The organism is Microbacterium sp. IO18 (genome assembly GCF_049099505.1).
Lineage (GTDB): Bacteria > Actinomycetota > Actinomycetes > Actinomycetales > Microbacteriaceae > Microbacterium > Microbacterium aurugineum.
The window spans coordinates 1,781,647-1,805,617 of record NZ_JBMJAF010000001.1; the positions used below are offsets into that span (position 1 = coordinate 1,781,647).

Consider the following 23,971-nt stretch of genomic DNA (forward strand, 5'->3'; position numbering starts at 1 on the left):
CTGCTTCCTCTCGGATGGAAGGGGCGCCGCTACCAGGCACGGCGTTCGTAGTCGGTGTTGCCGATCGTGACCCACACCTCGTAGCCGCGGCCACCCGCGCCGTGGAAGCAGCCGATCTCGATGGAACCGTTGGCGGGGATGTTCCAGCTCGAGCCGCCCGCGAACTTCGGTCCTGCGAGTGGCGCATTGCTGTTGCACCAGACCTGATACCTCCCGGCTGGGAAGTTCGACGTGTTGATGACGAACTTCGCGCAGGTGCCGTCGGTGCACTGCCCTGGCCAGTTCCCGGCCGTGCCTCTCGTCACCCAGGCACGGGGCTGCGGCGGGGGCGAGGAGGTCGCGGATGCGGTCCCGCTGGGATCGGACCAGGCGCCCGTCGAGTCCTGCGCGCGGGCGCGGATCGAGTGCGTCTGGCTGTGCCCGTTCCCGACGTCGGTCGAGCCGGTCTTGCTCACGTTCTGCCAGCCGCCGCCATCGATGCTGATCTGCACGTTCTCGATGGGTCGTCCGTTGTCGGAACCGTTGGCGTTCCACTTCAGACGCACCTGGGTGGAGAGCGGATCCGCGCTGACCGACGGGGCGTGCGGCTTGCCGTACGGCTTGCCGCTGGCCGACTTCGATGCGGCTCCCGCGTACGTGGAGCCGCTGACGTTCGCGACGGCGCGCACCTCGACACTGTAGGAGGTTCCGTTGGTCAGTCCACCGATCTTCTGGTTTCCGGGAAGGGCCGACCATCCGCCGCCGCCGTTCAGACGGTACTGGTAGCTGATCTCGGTGCTCGCCGCCCCACCGCTGGAACCGGCGTTGAAGGCGAGGGTGAGACTGCGATCCCCGTCCGTGACCTTCAGACCCGTCGGCGCTCCCGGCGGGATGACCCCGCGGCGAGGGGCCGACGGCGCACTCATCTCGCCCCACTCGGCCTTGTTGTAGGCCTGGATGCGGTACGTGTACGGCGTCTGGGAGGGCTGGACCTGGATGGCCTGGCTCCGCGCCTCGGGACCGGGCGTCAGCGTGTTCACGACCTGGCCGCCCTGAAGGACCTCGAGACGGTACCCGCGGATGGCGTCACCGTTGTTGTCGGGCGCGACCCAGTTCACCTGCATCTGGGCCTGGTCGCCGACCGGGGAGAGTTCGGTCGTCGTGGGCGCGGCGGGTGCCTTCGGCGGGCCGGCCGGGATCTCGGAGGCGGACCAGCCGCTCCAGCTGGAGGGGTCGGGCGCCCTGTTGTGCGCCTGCACCCGCACCTGGTAGTCCGAGCCGTTCTCGAGCCCTTCCCACGTGGTGGAGTTGCCCGTGACCTCCTTCTGCGTCACGCCGGACGGCGGCGCGGGTGAGATCTCGAGCGTGTACCGCTCGACCGGTGAGCCCGGGGTGCTCGGCGTCTTCCAGGCCACCTTGAGGGACTTGTCCCCGAACACGAGGGTGGGCGGGTTCGGTGTGTCGGGACGCGCATCGGGCCGCGCCGGGGCGGAGGCCGCGGAGGGCTGCGACTCGCCCACACGGTTGGTCGCGGTCACCTGGAACGTGTATTCCACGTTGTTGGTGAGCCCGTCGAGAGTGCACGTCGTGGACTGGCACTCCTTGGTGTACGGGTTCCCGCCCACGGACCTCACGGTGTACTTCGTGATCTCGGCGCCGTTGTTCGACGGCGCGGAGAACGACACCACGACCGTGCGGTCCTGCACGCTCGCGATGACCGGAACCCCGGGCGCGTCCGGAACGTCCTGAACCGTGACGACGATCTGTCCGTTGACCTCCCGATCGGGGTCCTCCGTCGCGTCCTGGATGCGATAGCGGACGACGAGCGTGCCCACGAACGACTTCGACGGGGTGATGGTCACCTGGTCGTCGATGAAGCCGACCTCGCCGCCGCCGGACTCGGTCACCGCGGACACGATCTTCAGCGGGGTCTCGGGGAACGGATTGAAGTCGTTGGCGAGAGCGGGGACCGTGATGGTCTCGCCCGCATCCGCTTCGGAGATGGTGTCGGTGTTGGCCGCGGGCATGGGACGGGTCGATGCTGTGACGAGCACCGTGACGGTGCCCTCCACCGGCTCGGTCGTGCCGTCGGACACGCGGAGCTTCAGCGTGACCGTCGTCCCCTTCTTGGCGTTCGACGACGCTTCCACGCGGAGTTCGTCGCCGTCGACCCGCGCGGAGACACCCTTGCCCTCGCCGCCGACGAGTGCGTAGTCGTGCTTCCCCTTGTCTTCGGGGTCGGGGTCGTCGGTCAGCGCGGCGAGGTCCAGCGCGACCGCCGACTCACCGGGTGCCACGTTGACCTGTCCCTGGACGAACGTGGGCTGCTGGTTCTCCGGGGGCAGAACGTTGATGGGGATGCTGAGCGTGGCCTTGCGCCCCTCCGGGTCGTCGGGCCCATCGCCGTCCGTGACCTCGAACGTGAGCGCGTCGGGCCCGAAGTAGCCGTCGGCGGACGTGTAGACCAGTGTCTTCGCGTCTTGGAGGAGATCTGCGCCGTCGGCATGGCTCGCGCTGATCTTCGCCTTCTCGGTGATGACGACGTCGCCGCCGCCCGCCACCGTCACGTACTTCGACAGCGGCAGGATCTCGGTCTCGCCGCTGACCACTTCGAGCGGCTTCGTCGACGTGAGCGTCGGGCGAAGGTCTGCCCGCGAGGGGACGAAGATGAACGCCGACGCCTGCAGGTCGTCGCGGTCGGTGAGGGTGTACCGGATCAACTGCAGCTCGTCCGTGACGGTGACGCGCACCTTTCCGTTCTCGAGCCGTGTGCCGCCTTCGCCGACATCGACCGTGAGCCGGTCGGTCGTGCCGTCCGGGTCTTCGTCATTGGCCAGGATGTCGAGGTCCGCGGTCAGTCCGCCGTCCTTCAGATCCGCGGGCTGCAATCGGTCGTCGCGTGCGACGGGAGCTTGCAGGGGAACGTCTTCATCGACCGTGATCTGCAGGGTCGCCATCGCCGTCGCCCCGCGGGAATCCGACACGGTGTACTGCAGCGAGGTCTCGGTGGGCGCGTCGGGTGCCTGAACGAGCACGCGGTCACCGGAGACCCGCGCATCCAACCCCTCCGGAAGCTCGAGCCCGTCCTTGACGAGGGAGACCTTGTCGCCCTCGGGATCGGAGTCGTTCGCGAGGACGGGCACGGCGATCTCACGCCCCGGTCGCACGACCACGGCGTCCTTCACCGCATACGGCGGCTGGTTGATCTCCTCCGCGGGGGCGATGCCGACGCGGATCGTGGCGACGCCCTCCTTGCCGAGTCGATCGCGCACGCGGTACTTGAACACGTCGACGCCGGACGCCCCGTCGAACGCCTCGTACGTGAAGTAGTTCGGCCCGTTGAGCACCCGTCCCTTGCTCGGACTCGAATCGAGGCCGACCAGCTCCACGGAGTCGCCATCGGTGTCGATGCCGTCCAGCGGGACCGCGATGTTCACCTCGGTGCCGGCGAGCGTGCGCGCCACGAGGTCTTGAGGACGCGGAGCGGCGTTCTTCTCCTCGTCGATCGGCAGGATCTGGATGGTGACGTAGCCGGCGGCCTTCTGCTGGCGCGAGTCGACGACCTCATAGGTGAGGTACACCGTCTTGGCCTCCGGGCCCGCTTTGAAGCGCACCGCGTCCTGCGAGACGAACGCCTCGCCGTCTTCCGGGTCGACGAAGGGCTCGATGAGCTCCGGCTCGAGGTGCATGACGTCGTCGCTGGGATGCGTGTCGTTGTCGAGCACCGGGATCGTGACCACATCGCCGGCGCGCACGGTCGCCGTATCCGGGTTGGCGATCGGCTGGAGGAGTTCGTCCGGCGCGGGGATGGGGATCACCACGACCTCACCCTCGGCCGACTTCGAGCCGTTCGAGATCCGGTACTTGATCCGCACCTGCTCCTCGAGCGCTCCCTGATCGGTGATGCGCAGCGTCTCATGGTTGAGCACCGAGACCGAGATGCCGCTGTTCGGCTCCAGCGACACCGACTGCACCACGAGGATCCCCCCGCCGGGATCGGTGTCGTTGTTGAGCACGCCGAGCAGCACATCGCCGCCGGTGGGCAGGAGCGCGACGTCACGAACGGCGACCGGCGGGAGGTCGGTCTCCGATTCGGGCATCACGTCGACGCGGACGAGACCCTCGCCGTTCTTGGGCCCGGTGGTGACCTGGTACTGCACGTAGTAGACCCCGGCCTTCTCCGCCATGAAGGAGAAGGTCTTGTTCGGGGTGTTCGGGATGATCGTCGCGCCCGGGGTGTCGAGGACCCGGCTGAGGCGCAGCGGCTCGCGGGAGGTGCTCGTGTCGTTCGCCGTCGGCGCGATGGTGACCTGCTCGCCCACCTTGGTGATGACATGGTCGGCGTTGGTCTTCGGGTTGGTCGAGCCCTGCGGCCGGACATCGAGCGCGATCGTCGACGTGCCCAGCTTTCCGAAGGCGTCCGCCACGGTCACCTGCACGTCTTTGCGTCCTTGCAGGCTGGCGGTGGCCTTGTAGGTGATCTGACCGTCCTTGCTGAAGTCGACCTCGTCGCCGGGAGCCGCGATCACCTCCTTCAGATAGATGTCGTCGCCGTCGGGATCGATCCAGTCGGGGAGGATGTTGTACGAGATCGTGCCGCCGGTCTCCACGGCGAGCGCGGTCTTGCGCTTGGGCGTCGGAGCGCCGTTCTCGTTCCAGTCGTGCACGGCGAGCGACACGACGGCCGTGTCTTTGCCCCCGCGTCCGTCGTCGACCTCATAGGTGAAACTCGCGGTACCGGAGGCCTTCTCTTCGACGGCGATCTGGAGCGAGCCGCCGTTGTTGATCGGCTGGACGGTGCCGATCGCGGGCTGCGCCTCGGCGAGGGCCGCGACGAGCACATCCCCGTCGGGGTCGTTGTCGTTGTCGAGCACGGGGAGCAGCGTCGTGGCGCCCGGCCGCACACCGTAGGAGTCGTCCTCCGCGATCGGCGGGGTGTTCTGCTCGCTGCGCTCGGGAAGGGTGGTCTCGACGGTCTCCTCGGTCGAGTCCTCCTCGTTCTCCGTCTCGCCCTCGGGCGGAGTCAGGTCGTTCCAGTTGTCGACGCGCTGCAGGCTCTCGTTGGCCATCCAGGCGGCACCGCCGACGGCATCGTTGAGGATGATCACGTCCCGGTTCACGCGGAAGGTCAGGTTCGCGGAATCCTCTGCTCCCTCGATCGGGGAGTTCACGTCGTTGGAATCGCCGGGGCATTCCCGGATGAAGGTCGCCGAACCCGCCCAGGCACCGTAGGTGCAGCCGCGGAGCCAGACCGGTGCGGCGGCCGTACCCGCGCTACCGGCCGAGGTCTCTTCGGGGTCGCTGCCGTCGAGCGGCACACGCACCAGAGCGGACGGGGTGGCGATCGCGACCGCGTCGTTCGCGGCGGACGCCTGTTGCAGCACGGCATCCTTCGCGCCCGGGACCTCCGTGCGGAAGCCGCCCGGGGTCGTGACGACGCCCGCCGCCTCGTCGAACACCACGGGCGTGCGACCCACGGCGGTGATCGTCGGCTTCGCGGCCGCATCGACCTCGCCGACCGAAGCCGTGGAGGTGTCCCGCGGCGCACCTTCGTTGTCGACGGGAACGGTCACGACCTCGCCGCGCTCGGCGGAGAGTGCGAACACCGTGCCGTCATCGGCGACGGTGACGTCGGCGTTCTCGCCCAGCTCGGCGACGGGTTCCGCCGCCTCGATCTCGAACGACGCGATGCCCTTCACCGGGACGACCCAGAGATCTCCGGACTTCTCATCCAGGATCGCCGCCGTGTTCGCACCCATCGCGACCTTGGCGGTGGAGGGGATGATCGCCGAGTCTCCGAGCGAGACCCGTGCCGGGTCGATCGCCGTCACGGTCGATGCACTCTCGTCGACGACGAGCACGTTCGCTGCGGCCTGGAGGATGTCGTAGTTCTCGCTCGTGGTGCGCAGACCGCCGTCGAGGACCGTGGACTCGTTGTTGAAGTGCCCGACGAGCAGGCTCGAGGTCTTGGTGATCCAGACGCCGCCGTCGTTCAGGTCGACCTTGGTGGTCGGGAACCCTTCATACGTGAAGGCCATCGTGGTGAGGGCGATGACCCCGACCGTGACACCCGCCGCGGACGCCAGCGTCTTCGGTCGCGCGCGCATCCATGACAACGCCTTCATTCCCGGTTTCCCCCCCCAGGGTGACACTCTGTGATCACTCGTGCGCGGGCCCGTCTGGCCGACGACGCACCCGTTCATCCTAACCGCGTGCCCGAGAACCGCTCGATGGGGAGTAGTACCCATCGCCGGAGCGGCGTCGAGTCGACCTCGACGCCGCCCCGGCGATAGGGGGAACGGAACGCTCTCAGCTGCCCGCGCGGCGCCTCCGGACGAGGAGGAACCCGCCGAGCGCCACGAGCAGCAGGCTGCCGCCGAGGAGGAACCAGCCCGGCTCACCGCCGGTGGCCGCGAGTCCCCCGCCGGTCGACGGTGCATCCCCACCGCCGGAGCCCGGCGCGACGCCACCCGGTCCCTCACCCGCCCCCGTGACGGTGAGCGGGGCGGTGACCTCGGTCCCGTCCGGAAGGATCGCCGCCAGCGTGTGAGCACCGGCCGGCGTCGTCGAAGGGATCGTGACGGTCGTACGGAACGCCCCGTCGGCGTCGGCGGTCGCCACGCCCACCCGCACCGGTGTGGAGCGCAGCTCGATCTCGACCTCGGTGTCGGCAGGGAATCCGGTGGCCTCGATCCTGACCCCGCCGCCCGCTGCGACGCTCTGCGTGCTCAGTTCCAGGGTGGGATCGACCGGATCGACCGGATCGACGGGATCGACGGGATCGACCGGAGCCGCCGTCGGCCGCGGGACGTCGACGTGCTTGATCTCCGTCGCGCCGGTGGAGGAGAAGGAGTACACCGTGACCCGCACGCGGTCGTCGTACAGCGCGGCGCGCAGCCCGACCGGATCGGCACCGCCGACGGCCTTCTCCTCCCAGTCGCCGCTCGGCCCGTACATCGTGGTCACCGCTCCGGTGTTCACGACCGTCGGGGCATGGGCGAGGCTCGGATCCGTCCGCAGCTCGGCGCTCCAGTCGTTCAGCGTCGGCGACCAGTGCGTGTGGCCGTTGAACATGATGACGTTCGGGTTCTGCGCGAGGAGCGCGGCGAAGCGAGCCTCTTCCTGGCCGTAGTCGTTCTTGTAGAACCGCGCGTACGACCCCGAGACCGAGTAGGGCAGCAGGTGGTGCGAGAACAGCAGCACCGGCTTGTCCTGGGCACGCCAGTGCGCGAGCCGGTCGCGCAGCCAGGTGAACTGCTCCTGGCTGAAGTCGATGAACGGGCCCGAGCCGGTCTTCGCCGCGTAGTCGTAGAACTCGCTCCCGATCCAGATCAGGGGAAGCTGCCCGTCGACGAGAACCTCTCCCCACAGACCGCCCTGCCCGCCGACCTCACGCATACCGGTCGAGTCGAGGAAGCGCTTCTGATACACCGCCGATCCTTCACTGCCGTAGTACTCGTGGTTGCCGATCGTCGAGACGACCGTGCCGTAGTCGCCCCCGCCCCCCGCGGCGAGCGCCGACAGATAGGAGGTGTAGTTGGCGGTCGACCCCGTGCTGACGAGATCGCCGTTCGACACCAGCACATCGGCCGCCTGCGGCAACGCACGGAAGCCGGGAAGCACGTTCTGGCTCAGCCGGGTCGTCGCTCCCTGCACGTCGCTGAAGATGTCGACGACCGCGTCCGCCTCGACCCCCTCGGCGAGCGGGGTGAGCGGGCGCAGCACCTGCACGTCGTCGAGCATCCACGACCCCGCGGCGCTCGCGGCCTCGAACCCGAATCGGATGCTCATCGACGTCGCGCCCGCGGGCACCGCGACCGGCAGACGGAGTCGCGCGGACTCCTCATCCGCATCGGAGAGCTCGCGCAGCACGGCCTCGGTCCCGTCGTCGAAGAGGGCCGTCACCGATCCCTGCTGTGGTCCGCCACGCTTGCGGTAGTGGCTGTCGAGGCGCACCTCGAGCGTGTCCCCCGCCGTGACGGCGATCGGTGCCGATGTCAGGGTGCCCGAGAACGCCCCCTCCGTCGCTTCCGCCACCGCGATCCGTCCCGAGGCCCGGGTGAAAGCGTGTCGGCGGTCGGTTCCGTACTGCCCGACCACGCTGTCGAGAGTCGACAGCGACCACGCACCCGTCGTGGTCCAGGTGTCCTTCTCGAAGCCGTCGAACCAGAGCAGCGGTTCGGTGGTCGCCGAGTCCGGATCGCCCGCCGCGAGCACCGTGATCTCGAGCGACGTCGAGACGATGCCGGCGCCACCGAGCGACAGCGCCACGTATCCGGGGGCGAGGTCTTCGGGCAGGGTGACGGAGAACGAGGTCTCCCCGGCGGCGTCGGCCACGGGGATACCCGGGATCGGAGTGGCGGAGTCCCCCCACGTCGCGGTCAGCTGCTGGCCGGGGCGGAGGCCGCCGATCGTGACCGGCACTGTCGCACCCGCCGTCGCGACGGGCTTGGACGCGGAGAGGATTCGCGGTGTCGAATCGGCCGGTGGCGCCTCGCTGATCTGCACGTCGTCGATCATCCAGAACCAGTTGTTGCTGCTCTCGGCATACGACCAGCCCACCGTGACGGCGTCGACTCCCGCCGGCACCGGGATCGAGACATCCACCTGCTCGTCGAGCCGGTTCCGCGCGAACGACTCGACCACGACGGGCGCTTCGTCGTCGAACCGAGCCACCAGCTGAGCGGTCTGCGGTGCCTGTCCCTGCTTGTAGTGGCTGTCGAAGACCACCCGCACCGCCCCGTCGCCGCTCTGGAGGTCGACCTCGGGAGCCCACAGGACCGAGCTGAAGCGCCCCTGCGTCGGCCGGTTCGCGTCGGAGTGCACGACCGCGGTCATCCCCTCCGCGCGGGAGAAGGAACCGCGGTCTCCGCTGTTCCCCCACGCCGACACGACCTCGGCCGGCGTGTGGAACGACCAGCCCTGCCACTCGGTGCGCATGCCGTCGATATTGGTGTTGTCGACCGACCATCCCGCCGGCGGCTGCGTCGCTGTGGCATCGGTGAAGCCTTCGTCGAGCGGCGGGGCCGCGGCGAGCGCGGGCGTCGCCGCGGTCCCGCCGAGCAGGGTGAGGGCGCACGTCACCGCAAGGGCACCGATTCCGCGTCTGGTTCTCATGTCTCTTCCTTGGAGTTGGTCGACCGCACATCTCGGCCGAGGCAGGGTGGAGAATCTCCGGGTCTCTTCCGAGCATGCGGAGCGAAAGTAGTCATGACAACTTTTTGCCGCAGTATTCTCGAAGTGTTCACCGACATGAGGCAGAGTGGGCTTGGCTGGCAGCGTCGAGGAGCGAGAAGTCATGACAACGGGAGCGAGGACGCGAATGCGCAGACCGCTGCACGAGCAGCTGTACGAACAGATGCGCGATCGCATCAGGAGCGGTGAGTGGCCCGAGGGCGAACGGGTGCCGAGCGAGCACTCCCTGATCGCCGAGTTCGGCACCTCGCGGGGGCCGATCAGGCAGGCGCTGGCGACCCTGCGCGCAGAGGGCGCCGTCGACGGCGGACGGGGCGCACCGCCGCGCGTACGGCGACTCGTGCCGACGCAGTCCTTCCAATCGTTCGTCTCGTTCACCGACTGGGCGCGGTCGATCGGACGCCGCCCCGGACAGCGGGTCATCGAGGCCGCCCGGCGTCCGGCATCGGAAACCGTCGCCGACGATCTCGGCGTGGAACCGGGGGCGGCGATCGTGGAGATCGTGCGGTTGCGGCTGCTGGACGACGAGCCGGCGATGCTCGAGAGGTCGGCATTCCCGTTCGCCGTCGGAAAGCTGCTGTTGGCGGCCGACCTCGATACGGGGAGCATCTACCAGACGATGCAGGAGCACGGATGCGCACCCGTCCGCGCACGCCACGTCTTCGACGCCGTCCCCGCGGATGACCTCGATGCCGCGGCGCTCGCCGTCTCGGTGTCGACTCCGCTGCTGCGGGTGCGGCGAACGGCGTGGGCCGAGAACGGCTCCCTCGTCGAGGTCGCCGATGACCGCTACTTGCCGACGATGGCCAGTTTCGCGGTCGAGAACACCTCCGACGTACGCTCCGCACTCACGCGGGAGACCGGCGAACGCTGAACCTCGCGGTTCCGATGATCAGGCGCGCCAGCACCCCGCGATGTGGTCGTCGACCATCCCCGCCGACTGCATCAGCGCATACATCGTCGTCGGACCGACGAAACGGAAGCCTCGTCGTCGCAGCTCCTTGCTCAGCGCCGTCGACTCCGGCGTGACAGCGGGGACATCGCTGAACGACGCCGGTCGGGTACCGGATGCCGGGGGCGCGAACGACCACATCAGCTCGTCGAGCTCGCCTGTTCCCATCGAGCGGACCAGCTGGGCGTTGCCGATGGTCGCCTCGATCTTCGCGCGATTCCGGATGATTCCGGCGTCTCCCATCAGGCGCTCGACGTCGTCTTCGCCGAACTCCGCGACGATCTCGGGCTCGAACCCCGCGAAGACCTCACGGAACCGCGGCCGCTTGCGCAGGATCGTGATCCACGACAGTCCGGCCTGGAAGCCCTCGAGCGCCATCTTCTCGAACAGCGCGCGGTCGCCGTGCAGGGGCGTGCCCCACTCCTCGTCGTGGTAGCGGCGGTACTCGGCGTCGTCACCCACCCAGGCGCAGCGGTCACGGGCGTCGGGTCCGGTGAGGAGGGAGATCATCCGCTCAGGCTATCCGCCAGGACCGACACCGCCACGGGCGCGTGCCGCCGACCGCCTGCCGCGTGCCGTCTGCCGCCCGCCGCCTGCCGCCTGCCGCGTGCCGCCCCGGTCCCCGCTTCCGCGTCTCCGTCCCCGTCTCCGTCGACACCCCCACCCACCGTCGACACCCCCGCCCACCGTCGACACCCCCTCTCACTCGCGTGTCTCGGAGGGGGTCGCGACACGGAGAGGGGGCCTCGACAGCAAGAGGCCTGACGACGCGAGTGGACCGCCCACCGCACACGCACCTATCCACCGTCGACCCGACCAAACGCCGACGCCCCCGCCCACCGTCGACACCCCCTCTCACTCGCGTGTCTCGGAGGGGGTCCCGACACGGAGAGGGGGCCTCGACAGCAAGAGGCCTGACGAGACGAGCGGACCGTTCACCGCACACACACCCATCCACCGTCGACCCGACCAAACGCCGACGCCCCCGCCCACCGTCGACGCCCCCTCGTATTCGCGCGTCTCAGAGGGGGTCTCGACACGGAGAGGGGGCCTCGACAGCACGAGGCCTTACGAGGCGAGCGGACCGTTCACCGCACACACACCGACCCACCGTCGACCCGACCAAACGCCGACGCCCCCGCCCACCGTCGACGCCCCCTCGTACTCGCGCGTCTCAGAGGGGGTCTCGACACGGAGAGGGGGCCTCGACAGCAAGAGGCCTGACGAGGCGAGCGGACCGTTCACCGCACACACACCTATCCACCGTCGACCCGACCAAACGCCGACGCCCCCGCCCACCGTCGACACCCCCTCTCACTCGCGTGTCTCAGAGGGGGTCTCGACACGGCGAGGGGGTCTCGACACGGCGAGGGGGTCTCGACACGGCGAGGGGGTCTCGACGAGGAGAGGAGCGGGGGCGGAGACGAGCGGGGTCAGCGCTTCTTCTTCAGGGCCTTCTCCTGGATCGGAGCCTGACCGGTCGCCGCGAGGTCGGCGTAGTACGCACGGGCCTCGTCCTGACGCTGCTTCTCGATGCCGCTCGCGATCGGTGCACGCACATGCTCCGGCTCATAGCCGAACGCGTTGACCAGGTCGAGGGCGTACGGGCGCAGCCGCGCGCACAGACGGTCGATGTAGCTCGACACGGCCGCTGCGCGCTGGGTCGACAAGCGTCCGTTGATCAGGTGCCAGGCGAGGTGCTTCTCGATGAGCTGCAGCCCGAAGAGGTCACGCAGCCACGTGAGGACCTTCTTCGTGTCGGGGTCGTCCATCTGATGCACGGCGTCAGTGAACGCCTCCCACTGCAACAGCTCTCCGTGCGCACGAGCGGCTTCGATGAGTTCCGCCTGGTTCTCGTTGAACAGACGCGCGCCGAGCACCTTGTCCTTCGCCCCCGGACGCAGCCGAGCCGCGATGTCGGCGACCATCTGCTGCACGCGCCCGGCGAGCAGGTCGTGCTGCTGCTCCTCGCGCAGCCCCCGCTCGACCGAGCGACTCACCTGACCGAAGTCGGAGACGGCCTGTCCGAGCTGACGGAGCCCCGCGCCGTGGAACACCTTGCCCGCGGTCATTCCGACGGCGAACTTGGCCAGCGCCGCCGCGTCCTTGCCCTGGAACTGCTTGGCGTAGTCGGTGAGCAGGCGCTTGCCGACCAGCTGGAGGAGGACGTTGTTGTCGCCCTCGAACGTGACGTAGATGTCGAGGTCCTGGCGAAGGCCGACCAGACGGTTCTCGAACATGAAGCCGGCCCCACCGGTGGCTTCGCGGGCCTCCTGCAAGGTGTCGAGCGCATGCCAGGTCGAGAGCGGCTTGAGGGCGGCCGCGAGCGTCTCGAGGTCCTCCCGGTCGGCCGGGGTGTCGGTGCGGCCGGAGAACACGCCGTCGAACTTCTGCAGGAACTCGTCGTGCGCGAAGATCTGCGCGTAGGTGGTCGCCAGGCGCGGGAGCAGACGGCGCTGGTGCTTGCCGTAGTCCATCAGCACGACTTCCTGACCGTCCGCCCCGTCGAACTGACGACGCTGCGTGGCGTAGGTGATCGCGATGTGCAGGCCGAGCGCCGATGCCCAGGAGGCCGCGCCGTCGAGGGACACGCGCCCCTGGACGAGCGTGCCGAGCATCGTGAAGAAGCGGCGGCCGGGACTGTCGATCGCGCTGGAGTACGTCCCGTCGGCGGCGACGTCGCCGTAGCGGTTCAGGAGGTTGGTGCGCGGGATGCGCACGTGGTCGAACGACAGTCGTCCGTTGTCGATGCCGTTGAGTCCCCCCTTGAGCCCGTCGTCCTCGCGACCGATACCAGGGAGATCGTTGCCGTCCTCCCCGCGCAGCGGCACGTAAAAGCAGTGCACACCGTGGTTGACGCCGTTCGTGATGAGCTGAGCGAACACGGTCGCCGCGACGCCATGCAGTGCGGCGTTGCCCAGGTACTCCTTCGTCGCGCCCCGGAAGGGGGTGTTGATGACGAACTCCTCGGTCTCCGCGTCGTACGTCGCGGTCGTGCCGACGGCGGCGACGTCGGAGCCGTGTCCGATCTCCGTCATCGCGAAGGCACCGGGGATCGACAGGTCCATCACGCCGGGGAGCCACTTCTCGTGGTGCTCCTTCGTGCCCAGCTGGAGGATCGCGGAGCCGAAGAGTCCCCACTGCACACCGGACTTGATCTGCAGACTCGGGTCGGCGACCACGAGCTCCTCGAAGCCGGCGATGTTGGCGCCGTTGTTCTCCTCACCGCCGAGCGACTTGGGGAACGCCCGGTGGACGGCCTTGTTCTCGACCAGCAGGTGCAGCTGGCTGAGCACGCGCTCGCGGTGCTCGTCCTTGCCGAGCTCGTCCTTGCGCCAGAACGCCGAATCCTTGATCATCTCGCGCGCCTGGCGGCGGACGTCACCCCACGTGCCCATCAGGGCATCGTTCACTCGGGCGACGTCGATCTGCGGCGGGGCCGCGATCTCGTGTGATTCATCGGGTGTCGTCGAAGGACGGACGGCAGCGTCGACCATGGGGTTCCTCCAGGAAAGTAGGGAGACCACCATGGTAGGTCTGCGACAAACGTCGAGGAACTCCTCTGTGAGCATCCTCCAACGCGTTGCCGGGACGCCCCCGCCGCCGCTTGTCGCCTCGCGACAGGAACGGCCGAGCCGCCCTCCTGCCCACGACTCCGAGAGGGTCGCCGGCGGGAGGACGGCTCGAGAGCGACTACAGCGAGAGACCGTGGCCGAAGCGGAAGAGGGGATCCGCGGTGTCGAACGGGACATCGGGGCGGGAGGCTTCGACAGCGGCCATCGAGCGCGGCAGATCGAACGGCAGTCTGCCGTGCGCCTCGACCGCACCGCTCAGCACGTCGAGCAATGCGGCGCCGGACGCGCCCCAGTTGACGGTCACCGCAGCAGCCACCTCGGCGATGGGGGTGAGGATCGGCGGACGGTCGGCCAGCACGTCGACGATGGTCGGGACCGCGTGTGCAACCTCACGGACGTGGGCGACGAGCTCGGCGGGGAACTCCAGGGATCCCGCGTGGAAGAAGTTCTCGAACATCGTCGCGCGCTCTTCGAACGGTGCCTGCAGGCGGATGATCGCGAGGTCGGCCTCGGCAGGAGTGTCGACGACCTCGCCGAAGGTGGCCGCCACGTCCGCATCGATGCCCTCGAGGTAGAGCTTCGTTCCGCTCGCGAACGGCAGCGCACCGTCGTTGGACAGGACGGTGATCGAGGCGCGTTGCGCGTCCTCCCCCGCGGCGCGGAAGTCCGCGCGTCCGACGATCTCGTCGGCGGCGTCCTCATCCACGAAGGGGTTCTCGAAGAGACCGAGCTCGAACTTCTCCCGCAGGATCCGCCGCGCCGAGACGTCGAGTCGCTCTTCCGTGATCTCGCCGTCGGCGACGAGCTCGAGCAGCAGCTCCGGATTCGCCTCGCCGCCGAACTGGTCGGCACCGGCATCCAGCACCTTCTTCATGCGCTCGCGAGGCGTGAGGTGTTCGACTCCCCAGGCGCGGGCGGAGAAGGGCTGTCCGAAGATCTCGGAGTCGCTGATCAGCCCCCAGTCGGTGCAGACCACCCCGTCGAACCCGTAGCGCTCCCGCAGCAACCCGGTGATGACCGACTTGTTGAAGCCGAAGCCGACCTCTTCATACTCAGTGCCGACGGGCATGCCGTAGTACGGCATCATCTGGCGCGTGCCAGCGGCGAGCGCATCCTCGAAGGGCTTCAGGTGCAGCTCGAACTCTCCGCCGGGGTACACCTGCTCGCGCCCGTAGGAGAAGTGCGGGTCCTCGCCGTCCTTCTGCGGACCGCCGCCCGGGAAGTGCTTCGTCATGGTCGACACGGATCCGGGTCCGAACGAGGCGCCCTGGAAGCCGCGGATGTACGCGGCCCCGAGCCTGCCGGAGAGTTCCGCATCCTCTCCGAAGGTCGCGGTCTGCCGGGCCCAGCGCGGTTCGGTCGCGAGGTCGACCTGAGGGTGCAGCGCCACGCGGAGGCCGACCGCGGTGTACTCCTGTCGGGCGATGTCGGCGAATCGCTCCACGAGCGCCTCATCCCGCGTCGCGGCGAGCCCGAGCGTCTCGGGCCACTGGGAGAAGGGACCTGCGAGGATCGACGCCCCGGGGTTCTCACTGAACGAGTGGCGGGGGTCGGTCGACAGGGTGACCGGGATGCCGAGACCCGTGGATGCCGCGAGACGCTGCAGGGAGTTGTGCCAGGCCGCGATCTCGCGGCCGGTCGGTGCAGCCCCCAGCAGGTTGAAGTGGGTCATCCGCTTGCCCTCGAGGAACTCACGGGCCGAGGGCGTCGCGAACGTGGGGTCGGACTCCTCGAGATCGCCGATCGCGATCATCGTGTGGAAGAGGAGGCCGGCCTTCTCCTCGATCGACATGGCACCCAGCAGCAGCTGTACGCGCTCGTCGACCGGGAGAGCGGCATCGAGCCAGGGACGGACGGTGGCGGCGGTATCGGTCATGGTCACTTGACTCCCTTGATGCGGTAGACGAGGAGGGCACCGGCCAGCGCGACGAGCGCACCGAACAGATACCAGGCCGTGTAGCCGCCGAGTGGCGTGGCGGCGCCGAGCGCGATGATGGCCGGGGCGATGGCCGGCGCGATCGACTGCGGCAGCGCGTTGGCGATGTTCAGCACCCCGAGGTCCTTGGCGGTGTCGGCGGGGTTGGGCAGCACCTCGGTGGCGAGGGCGAGGTCGACCGAGAGGAACGAGCCCGCACCGAGCCCGATGATCGCCTGCGCGACGACGACCGTGGTGACGTCCGGAGCAACGGCCAGGATGACGAGACCGACCACCATGATCACACCGGCGACCGCGACGAACGGACGCCGCTTGCCGATCTTGTCGGAGAGGAAGCCACCGAGCGGCGAGGAGATCGCCATCGCCGCCATCGAGGCGAGGTTGGCCAAGAGGATCGTACCGACCGCGCCCTGCTCGTCGAGGCCGAACTTGGTGATCAGGTACAGCGGAAGGTAGGTGGCGATGCCCGCGTAGCCGAACATCACGAAGAACTTGGTCAGCCACGTCCAGCCGAAGTCCGGGTGCTTGCGCGGATTGAAGACGAAGGAACCGAAGAAGGTGCCGACCGTGAAGCGCTCCGCCGGCTTCTCTGTGAGTCGACGGTCCTGGAGGACGAGGACGAACACGATCACCAGGATCAGCGCGATCACAGCGGGCACGACGAAGCGCTCGAAGTCACCGGGGAGGAAGTTGACGATGAAGCTCCCGGCGAGGATGCCGATGGGGGTGGTGATACCGATGATGCCGGACACCTTGCCGCGGCTCGAGACGGGCACCTGATCGGGCAAGGTGGCGTTGGCTGCGGCGAGCACCGCGTTCATCGACGCCTGCACGAGGCACCAGGCGAGCAGGACCATCCACACGGAGGTGGCGACGCCGATGATCAGGAATCCGCCGAGGCCGACGATCGCGCCACCGAGGATCCACGGGCGACGCATGCCCCAACGCGACGTGGTCCGGTCGGAGAGCCGACCCACCAGCGGGTTCGCCACGAGCGCGAATGCTGCGCCGATGCTCATCACCAGCCCCAGGCTCGCCTCCGTGCTGACCGGATCGATGTGCTGGATCTTGAACGCCATCGACACCATGACCGGCGTGAGAAGCGCGAGGTACACGCCGAAGTTCACGGCGGCGAGGCCGGGCGCGTAGCCGCGCGGCGTCTTCGACGGCGTCGTTCCGGGCGCCTTGAACCCGGTGGTGCCGACCGCAGCCGCGTTCGCGGCGGATGACAACTCTGTCATGACAGTCCTTTCGAATCTCCGCACGTCTTCGGGCGATGCGGCTCTCCGAAGAAGATACACGAATCCAGACCGATTGGTAAGTGAATACCGACCGAGTGGTAATGAGCGAGGATAGAGAGCGGAGAGGAGGATGCGATGACCACGACCGCACCGACGGGCTCGCGGCACGCCCGTGCCGCCGCCACACGGGAGCGCATCCTCGCTGCCGCCCACGATCTGTTCATCTCCCGCGGCTATCGGTCGACCTCCCTGCGCGACATCGCCGCCGCCGCCTCGGTCAGCCACCCCGGGCTGCTCGGGCACTTCGGCTCGAAGGACGACCTCCTCGCCGAGGTCGTCGGCGCACTCGAGGCCGACAACGAGACGGTCTTCGCAGAGATCGCCGCCGCCTCCGAGCCCGGCGACCTCGTCTTCACCCGACTCGCCGAGCGGAACGCCCACACCGAGGGATACCTCGAGCTCTTCGCCGCGCTCACCGGCGAGGCATCATCGCCCGGGCACCCGGCGCACGAGCGGATGCGGGAGCGCTATGCGCGGCTGCGCGAACTCAGCGTCGATGTCCTGGAGGACGCCAAGCACCTCGGCGTGGTCGCCGCCGACCGCGATGTCGACGGTGAGATCGTGCGGCACACCGCCGGCTGGGACGGCTTGCAGCTGCTCTCGCAGTACCTGCCCGACCGGGTCGACGTGGTCGAGGAGCTCGAGGAGCGGGAGAACCTGTGGGCCTCGCCGGTCGGCTGGCGCGACCCCGACGACGCGCCCGGGTCCGGCACCGGAACTTCCCGCACCCTCCCCGAACTCCGCACCGGCACGCTGGCGAACGCCGACCCGGGATACGCGGTCGGCCGCCGCCGCCGGGCGCAGATCGTCGCCGACGCGATGCGCCTGTTCTCGCGCGACGGCTACGGCGACACCAGCCTGCAGGACATCGCCACCGCCGTCGGCGTCTCCAAATCGACGCTGCTGCACCACTACCCCTCGAAAGAGCTGCTCCTCAGCGCCGTCCTCGCCGAACGCGACAAGGCGATCAGCGCGACCACGGCACTCTCCGAAGTCGGTTCGGCCGGCGCGCTGCTGCGGGGCATCCCGGACGGCGCGAGGGTCAACGCACGCAACGAACCCGGCCTGATCGAGGTGTACGCGGTCCTGTCCTGCGAAGCCGTCCCGGCGACCCATCCGGCACACGACTACTTCGCATCGCGGTTCACGAACGCCCTGGACCACTTCACCGAGCTCTTCCGCATGGCTCAGAAAGATGGCGACCTCCCGGCACACCGCGACCCCGCACACGAGGCCACCTGGCTCATCGCGATGTGGGACGGCCTGCAGTATCAGTGGCTCTACGACCGGAGCGCGGTCGACATCGCGGAACAGCTGCGGGCCCACCTCGCCGACGTGCTGCCCGCGCGCTGACAGACGGGGACGCGGTGCTCAGGCCGCGGCGATGACCGCGAGCACGCTCTCTCCGTAGGCCTCGCGCTTCTTCGCGCCGATGCCGGTGATGCCGTCGAGGTCTGCAAGCGACGCCGGACGATGCTCGGCGAGAGCACGCAGGGTGGCATCGCCGAAAACGATGTACGCAGGAACACCCTGCTCTCGTGCGGTCTCGGCGCGCCAGGCGCGCAGCGACTCGAAGAGCCCGCGATCCCCGGCGTCCAGCGCATCCGCGGCACTCGCCTTGCGGGCACGGCCGGACGAGACGGGACGGCCGATGGTGTCCTTGCGCAGAGGCACGGCGGTCTCTCCGCGCAGCACCCCGGCCGCCTGGTCGCCGGGGGCCAGCGTGCCGTAGTCGCCTTGGGCCACGAGGATGCCGCGGGCCAGGAGTTGCCGGACCACGCTGCGCCAGTCCTGATCGGACAGATCATGACCGATGCCGTAGGTCGCGAGCTTGTCGTGACCCTGCTGCCGGATGCGCTCGGTCGAGGCGCCGCGGAGGATGTCGATCAGGTGTCCGGCGCCGAACGCCTGGTTGCGCTCGCGCTGGAGTCGCACGATGGTCGACAGCAGCTTCTGCGCCGGAACGAGCCCGTCGAACGTCTCGGTGTCGTCGAGACACGTGTCGCAGTTGCCGCAGGGCTGCGACTGCTGACCGAAGTAGCCGAGCAGGTTCTGCCGACGGCACTCCACGGTCTCGCAGAGCGCGAGCATCGCGTCGAGGTGCTGCCCCATCCGCATCTTGAACGTGCGGTCGCCGGGGCTCTGATCGATGAGGCGGCGCTGCTGCACCACGTCGCCGAGTCCGTACGCCATCCACGCCACCGCCGGCTCGCCGTCACGGCCGGCACGACCGGTCTCCTGGTAGTACCCCTCCACGGACTTCGGCAGGTCGATATGCGCGACGAAACGCACGTCGGGCTTGTCGATCCCCATGCCGAACGCGATGGTCGCGACCATGACCACGCCGTCTTCCCGGAGGAAGCGGGCCTGATGGGCTGCACGCACCTCCGCGGGAAGGCCCGCGTGATACGGGAGCGCGTCGATCCCCTGAGCGGCGAGGGAGGTCGCCGTCTGCTCGACCGACTTGCGGCTGAGGGCGTAGACGATACCCGCCGCACCTTCCGGTTGCGACCGGATGAAGGCGACCAGCTGCTTACGAGGGTCGACCTTGGGCACGATCCGGTATTGGATGTTGGGGCGATCGAAGCTCGCGACGAAGTGCGTGGCGGCCTCTCGTCCGTCCTGACCGTCGAGACGCAGACGCTCGGTGATCTCCTTGTGCGTGGCCGCGGTCGCCGTCGCGGTGAGAGCCATGCGAGGAACGCCGGGGAACCGCTCGCCGAGGTCACCCAGCGCGAGGTAGTCGGGCCGGAAGTCATGACCCCACTGAGACACGCAGTGGGCCTCGTCGATCGCGATCACGCTCAGCGTCCCGCGTTGCAGCAGCGCCGTGGTCTGAGCGTGGGAGAGCCGCTCGGGGGCGACGTAGAGGAGGTCGAGCTCACCGGCGACGTAGGCCCGCTCGACCTCTCGGCGCTCGTCGATCGCCTGCGTCGAGTTGAGGTACGCGGCATTGACGCCGTTGGCCCGGAGCGCATCGACCTGGTCGTGCATGAGCGCGATGAGCGGACTGACCACGAGCCCCGTGCCCTCGCGCACGAGTGCCGGCACCTGGTACGTGATGCTCTTGCCCCCGCCGGTCGGCATGAGGACCACGGCGTCGCCGCCCGCGATGACCTGCTCGACGATCTCGGCCTGGTCGCCACGGAACTCGTCGTAGCCGAAGACCGTGTGCAGCGCGTCGAGCGCGGTCGCGAACCGGCTCGGGGTCGCCCGCCGTGCAACCGACGCGGGGGTCGAGGCCGATGCGACCGGCGTGACGGGCCCGGACCCCCAGTCGAGAGGCGGCTCGTATCCTGCTCCCTGTGGCTCCCAATCCATCGGCTCCGGCGGGGCGGACGGCTCCCAGCCATCGTCGTAGGGCTCGTCGGCGTACGGCAGGTCCGCGTACGGGTCACGGGGAGTCTGCGGCATTCCTCCAGCGTAACCACCCCCGCCGACGTGGGGCCCCCCTCTCCACAGGGGCGTAGGTTGGAGGCAACCCGTTCGAAGGAGCTCCGATGACCGACATCACCGTGACCCGCAACGAGGGCGAATCGCGCTACGAACTCCACTCGGGCGACGTGCTCGCAGGCTTCGCGGCCTTCGACCTCCGTGCCGGATCCATCCGCTTCCTCCACACCGAGATCGACCCGGCGTTCCAGGGACAGGGATTGGCCGGGAAGCTGGCCTCCGACGCGCTGACGGATGCGGCCGGGCGCGGCGAGGCGATCGTGCCGCTGTGCCCGTACATCGCGAAATACCTCGAGACGCATGAGATCCCCGGTGCCGAGATCCGCTGGCCGAAGGCTCCCGCAGGTCACGCCGGATCCGCGGGCGAGGACCCGACCGGGCGGGCGGAATGATCGGGCAGCACCGCCTGATCCTGGAGCCGCGGGAGGTTCCGCTCGGCGGTGTGCGCGGGATGAACGTGCTGCGCGCCCTGCCGCACCGGAACCTGCCCACGATCGGCGCCTGGTGCTTCCTCGACCGGTTCGGTCCCGCCGACACGAAGATGCGGGTCGAGCCGCACCCGCACATCGGACTGCAGACCGTGACCTGGCCGCTCGTCGGGGAGATCCGCCACCGCGACTCACTCGGCAGCGATGCGGACCTGCGGCGCGGGCAGCTGAACCTGATGACGGCCGGGAACGGCATCTCGCATTCGGAGTACTCGATCGGCGACGATCCCGTGCCGCTCGACGCACTGCAGCTCTGGGTGGTGCTGCCCGAATCCGCCCGCCACGGTTCCCCCGGCTTCGAACGGCACACCGAACTGCCGGCGCTCACACTCCCTGCCGACGAGGGGGAAGCAGCCGAAGCCACCGTCGTGCTCGGTGACTTCGCCGGCGTGCGCTCGCCCGCGACCGTCCACACGCCGATCGTGGGCGCGGAGATCGTCCTCTCCCCCGGCTCCCGCGTGCGTCTCCCCCTGCGGGCCGACTGGGAGCACGCGCTGATGCTCGTCGAGGGCGATGCGGTCGTGGCCGAGCATGCTCTCGACCGCAACGGCCTGCTCTACCTCGGCGACTCCCGCGAGAGCGTCGAGGTGTCGAGCGGCGAGGGGGCACTGCTCTTCCTCCTCGGCGGCGAGCCCTTCGAGGCCGACATCGTGATGTGGTGGAACTTCGCCGGCCGCTCGCACGACGAGATCGTCGACGCGCGAGAGGCCTGGGAAGCGGCATCCGACCGCTTCGGTGTCGTCGCCGGACACGACGTGCGCATCCCCGCTCCGCCGCTGCCACCCGTGCGGCTCATGCCGCGCAGCCGCAAGATCTGACGCGACACGGAGATCGTCACGCCCGGGCGGCGATGGCGCCGGCCTCGACGTCTTCGGGGAGTTCGCCGAACAGTCGCCCCATCCCCTCGCCGAGGCGCGCCGCGAGGAACCCCTCCGCGACGGCGGAAGGGGCGGTACGGATCAGGAGCGATGCCTCCAGCGACAGCGCGAGGTCGGCGACCAGCCTCCGTGCCCGCGCCTCGGCCGCAGGATCCTCCGTGATGCGGCGAACGCGATCCCGCGTGCGGGCGATGTGCGCGTCGAGTCGGGGATCCTGCCCGGCGGCGAGCGCCACTTCCGCGTCGAACGCCTCGAAGGATTGCGGCTCGCGGGCCAGCGCACGCAGGACGTCGAGGGCGATGACGTTGCCCGACCCCTCCCACACCGCCATGACCGGCTGCTCGCGGTAGCGCTGGGCGAGCGGGAAGTCTTCGGTGATCCCGTTGCCGCCGAGACATTCGAGCGCTTCGGCCGCATGCGCGGGTCCGCGCTTGCAGACCCAGTACTTCATGACCGCGGTTCCGAGACGACGAAAAGCGGTCTCCTGCTCGTCGGCATCGGCGTCGTAGGCGCGCGCGAGTCTGAGCGCCGCAGCGGTGGCCCCCTCGGTCTCGAGCTGCAGGTCGGCGAGCACGGCGGTCATCGCCGGCTGGTCGATCAGCGTACGACCGAATGCGGACCGGTGCCGCACGTGCCAGGCTGCTTCGGCGGTCGCCTGACGCATGCCTGCCAGCGAGCCCAGGATGCAGTCCAGCCGGGTGTGGGTGACCATCTCGATGATCGTGCGCACACCACGCCCCTCCTCCCCGACGAGGTGGGCGACGGCGCCTTCGTACTCCACCTCGCTCGACGCGTTGGAGACGTTGCCGAGCTTGTCCTTCAGGCGCATGATCCGGATCTCGTTGCGCGTTCCGTCTTCGCGCAGGCGCGGGAGCAGGAAGCAGGAGAGGCCACCAGGCGCCTGAGCGAGGACGAGGAAGGCGTCCGACATCGGCGCGGAGCAGAACCACTTGTGCCCCGTCAACGCGTAGCGTCCGCCCCCGAGCGGCGCGGCGACGGTCGTGTTCGAGCGCACGTCCGAACCGCCCTGCTTCTCGGTCATGGCCATGCCGAACAACGCGCCGGGCTTTCCGGGGGACAGGGTGGAGTCGTATCGGATCGACAGGAGTCGCGGCATCCATTGCGCGGCCAGTTCCGGCTGCGCGGCGACGACCGGCACGACGGAATGCGTCATCGACACCGGGCAGGCGTGCCCGGGCTCGACCTGGGCGAACAGCATGAACGATGCGGCACGAGCGACGTTCGCACCGGGCCGCGGGGCGGCGAAAGCCGAGGTGTGCGCCCCCGCCGCGACGGCCGCGCCGAGCACGCGGTGGTACGACGGGTCGTAGTCGACCTCGTCGATGCGGTGCCCCCAGCGGTCGTGGGTGCGCAGGACCGGCTTGTTCCTGTTGGCCCGTCGCGCATCCTCCTGGAACTGCTCGCCGCCCACACGGACGCCGATCTCGTGCAGTCCCGGGTGCGCCCATGCGGCGTCATAGCGCTCGACCCCCTCGACGAGCGCCGTGTTCGTGCCGTACTCGTCCACGCCGACGCGCTCCGGCGCCTGATTCGTGACGTGGTGCGTGCTCATCTCTCCCCCACAGCGCGCAGACACAGGGCCGTGATCGTCGCCACGACGGACTCGGGGTCGGGTGCGTCCTCGACGCCGGAGACCGGGGACAGTGGTCCGGTGAGCGCCTCACCGATCGCGCCGACGAGTCCCGCCGCCGTGATCGCCGGATCCTGCGGAGCGAAGACCTCAGAAGCGATCCCCTGTCGGACGATCTCATCGAACAGGGCGGCGTAGCCGCGGCGGTAGGCGAGGCGCTCCTCATCGACGGCGCGGCCGACGGGCTCGGCGAGGAGCGCCCAGGCCAGTCGCCGTCCGCGGAGTGCGCGCGCCGCGAACGTCTCGATCAGAGCGACCAGACGCGCACGAGCATCATCGGGCGCGGCGTGCACCGCATCGTCCACCGCCGTCAGCTCGGCCCCGGCGCACTGTCGGAAGACATCGGCGAGCAGATCGTCGACGCTGTCCACGTAGGTGTAGAGCAGGCCCGCGCTCATTCCCGCACGAGCGGTGATGGCCTTCACGGTCGCCGCGCCGAAGCCCTCCTCACGCACGATGCCGCTCGCGGCCTCACGCAGTTCGCGACGACGATCTCCGGCCACCACGTTCACTCGTCGGCGTCTCTGCTCCGCCATCTCGTCTCCCCACCGGATGCGACTGTT

The 23,971-nt window shown here is 69.2% G+C and carries 13 protein-coding genes; 4 read left to right on the top strand and 9 right to left on the bottom strand.

Features of this window, described 5'->3' with window-relative positions; translation table 11 throughout:
- Positions 1–29 precede the first annotated feature (29 nt).
- Together ACLF6J_RS08640 and ACLF6J_RS08645 are read right to left on the bottom strand one after the other, a co-directional pair.
- Positions 30–6,086 carry an Ig-like domain-containing protein gene (locus tag ACLF6J_RS08640; RefSeq protein WP_244093587.1) on the bottom strand — a complete coding sequence of 2,019 codons (6,057 nt, stop codon included), beginning with the start codon at positions 6,084–6,086 and terminating at the stop codon, positions 30–32.
- A gap of 202 nt (positions 6,087–6,288) precedes the next feature.
- Positions 6,289–9,096 carry a metallophosphoesterase family protein gene (locus ACLF6J_RS08645; RefSeq protein ID WP_134352889.1) on the bottom strand — a complete coding sequence of 936 codons (2,808 nt, stop codon included), beginning with the start codon at positions 9,094–9,096 and terminating at the stop codon, positions 6,289–6,291.
- Positions 9,097–9,301: 205 nt separating this feature from the next.
- Between ACLF6J_RS08645 and ACLF6J_RS08650 the strand changes: the two genes are divergently transcribed.
- Entirely contained in the window at positions 9,302–10,048 is a 747-nt protein-coding gene (locus ACLF6J_RS08650; protein WP_244093585.1) for a GntR family transcriptional regulator, read from the top strand.
- An 18-nt stretch (positions 10,049–10,066) separates the two neighbouring features.
- Here the strand turns inward: ACLF6J_RS08650 and ACLF6J_RS08655 are convergent, their stop codons facing one another.
- From ACLF6J_RS08655 to ACLF6J_RS08670, 4 genes are all read right to left on the bottom strand, one after another.
- Positions 10,067–10,636 carry a DNA-3-methyladenine glycosylase I gene (locus ACLF6J_RS08655; RefSeq protein ID WP_134352887.1) on the bottom strand — a complete coding sequence of 190 codons (570 nt, stop codon included), beginning with the start codon at positions 10,634–10,636 and terminating at the stop codon, positions 10,067–10,069.
- Positions 10,637–11,559: 923 nt separating this feature from the next.
- Positions 11,560–13,623, bottom strand: a complete 2,064-nt coding sequence (locus tag ACLF6J_RS08660; protein WP_134352886.1) for an acyl-CoA dehydrogenase — start codon at positions 13,621–13,623, stop codon at positions 11,560–11,562.
- Positions 13,624–13,819: 196 nt separating this feature from the next.
- Positions 13,820–15,577, bottom strand: a complete 1,758-nt coding sequence (locus tag ACLF6J_RS08665; RefSeq protein WP_134352885.1) for a glycoside hydrolase family 3 protein — start codon at positions 15,575–15,577, stop codon at positions 13,820–13,822.
- Positions 15,578–15,579: 2 nt separating this feature from the next.
- Positions 15,580–16,878 carry an MFS transporter gene (locus ACLF6J_RS08670; protein ID WP_134352884.1) on the bottom strand — a complete coding sequence of 433 codons (1,299 nt, stop codon included), beginning with the start codon at positions 16,876–16,878 and terminating at the stop codon, positions 15,580–15,582.
- A gap of 135 nt (positions 16,879–17,013) precedes the next feature.
- On the opposite strand from ACLF6J_RS08670, the gene ACLF6J_RS08675 reads away from it, so the two are divergent.
- Entirely contained in the window at positions 17,014–18,291 is a 1,278-nt protein-coding gene (locus ACLF6J_RS08675; protein ID WP_134352883.1) for a TetR/AcrR family transcriptional regulator, read from the top strand.
- A gap of 18 nt (positions 18,292–18,309) precedes the next feature.
- Here ACLF6J_RS08675 and recQ read toward each other — a convergent pair whose 3' ends face one another.
- Entirely contained in the window at positions 18,310–20,352 is a 2,043-nt protein-coding gene (gene recQ / locus ACLF6J_RS08680; protein ID WP_134352882.1) for a DNA helicase RecQ, read from the bottom strand.
- 86 nt (positions 20,353–20,438) lie between these two features.
- Between recQ and ACLF6J_RS08685 the strand changes: the two genes are divergently transcribed.
- Both ACLF6J_RS08685 and ACLF6J_RS08690 read left to right on the top strand, forming a co-directional pair.
- Positions 20,439–20,783, top strand: a complete 345-nt coding sequence (locus ACLF6J_RS08685) for a GNAT family N-acetyltransferase (protein WP_134352881.1) — start codon at positions 20,439–20,441, stop codon at positions 20,781–20,783.
- Positions 20,780–21,697, top strand: coding sequence for a pirin family protein (locus ACLF6J_RS08690; protein WP_134352880.1), 918 nt, complete (start codon positions 20,780–20,782; stop codon positions 21,695–21,697). The genes ACLF6J_RS08685 and ACLF6J_RS08690 overlap by 4 nt, the downstream gene beginning before the upstream one ends.
- 16 nt (positions 21,698–21,713) lie before the next feature.
- Here the strand turns inward: ACLF6J_RS08690 and ACLF6J_RS08695 are convergent, their stop codons facing one another.
- Together ACLF6J_RS08695 and ACLF6J_RS08700 are read right to left on the bottom strand one after the other, a co-directional pair.
- Positions 21,714–23,330: an acyl-CoA dehydrogenase family protein gene (locus tag ACLF6J_RS08695; protein WP_134352879.1), complete on the bottom strand. Its 1,617-nt coding sequence runs from the start codon at positions 23,328–23,330 to the stop codon at positions 21,714–21,716.
- Positions 23,327–23,944, bottom strand: a complete 618-nt coding sequence (locus tag ACLF6J_RS08700; RefSeq protein WP_166804695.1) for a TetR/AcrR family transcriptional regulator — start codon at positions 23,942–23,944, stop codon at positions 23,327–23,329. Before ACLF6J_RS08700 ends, ACLF6J_RS08695 begins: the two co-directional genes overlap by 4 nt.
- Positions 23,945–23,971 lie beyond the last annotated feature (27 nt).

Bases quoted from the DNA above. Each gene is read 5' to 3' on its own strand.
- ACLF6J_RS08640 (WP_244093587.1), bottom strand. From the start codon at position 6,086: ATGCGCGCGCGACCGAAGACGCTGGCGTCCGCGGCGGGTGTCACGGTC.
- ACLF6J_RS08645 (WP_134352889.1), bottom strand. From the start codon at position 9,096: ATGAGAACCAGACGCGGAATCGGTGCCCTTGCGGTGACGTGCGCCCTC.
- ACLF6J_RS08650 (WP_244093585.1), top strand. From the start codon at position 9,302: ATGCGCAGACCGCTGCACGAGCAGCTGTACGAACAGATGCGCGATCGC.
- ACLF6J_RS08655 (WP_134352887.1), bottom strand. From the start codon at position 10,636: ATGATCTCCCTCCTCACCGGACCCGACGCCCGTGACCGCTGCGCCTGG.
- ACLF6J_RS08660 (WP_134352886.1), bottom strand. From the start codon at position 13,623: ATGGTCGACGCTGCCGTCCGTCCTTCGACGACACCCGATGAATCACAC.
- ACLF6J_RS08665 (WP_134352885.1), bottom strand. From the start codon at position 15,577: ATGACCGATACCGCCGCCACCGTCCGTCCCTGGCTCGATGCCGCTCTC.
- ACLF6J_RS08670 (WP_134352884.1), bottom strand. From the start codon at position 16,878: ATGACAGAGTTGTCATCCGCCGCGAACGCGGCTGCGGTCGGCACCACC.
- ACLF6J_RS08675 (WP_134352883.1), top strand. From the start codon at position 17,014: ATGACCACGACCGCACCGACGGGCTCGCGGCACGCCCGTGCCGCCGCC.
- recQ (WP_134352882.1), bottom strand. From the start codon at position 20,352: ATGCCGCAGACTCCCCGTGACCCGTACGCGGACCTGCCGTACGCCGAC.
- ACLF6J_RS08685 (WP_134352881.1), top strand. From the start codon at position 20,439: ATGACCGACATCACCGTGACCCGCAACGAGGGCGAATCGCGCTACGAA.
- ACLF6J_RS08690 (WP_134352880.1), top strand. From the start codon at position 20,780: ATGATCGGGCAGCACCGCCTGATCCTGGAGCCGCGGGAGGTTCCGCTC.
- ACLF6J_RS08695 (WP_134352879.1), bottom strand. From the start codon at position 23,330: ATGAGCACGCACCACGTCACGAATCAGGCGCCGGAGCGCGTCGGCGTG.
- ACLF6J_RS08700 (WP_166804695.1), bottom strand. From the start codon at position 23,944: ATGGCGGAGCAGAGACGCCGACGAGTGAACGTGGTGGCCGGAGATCGT.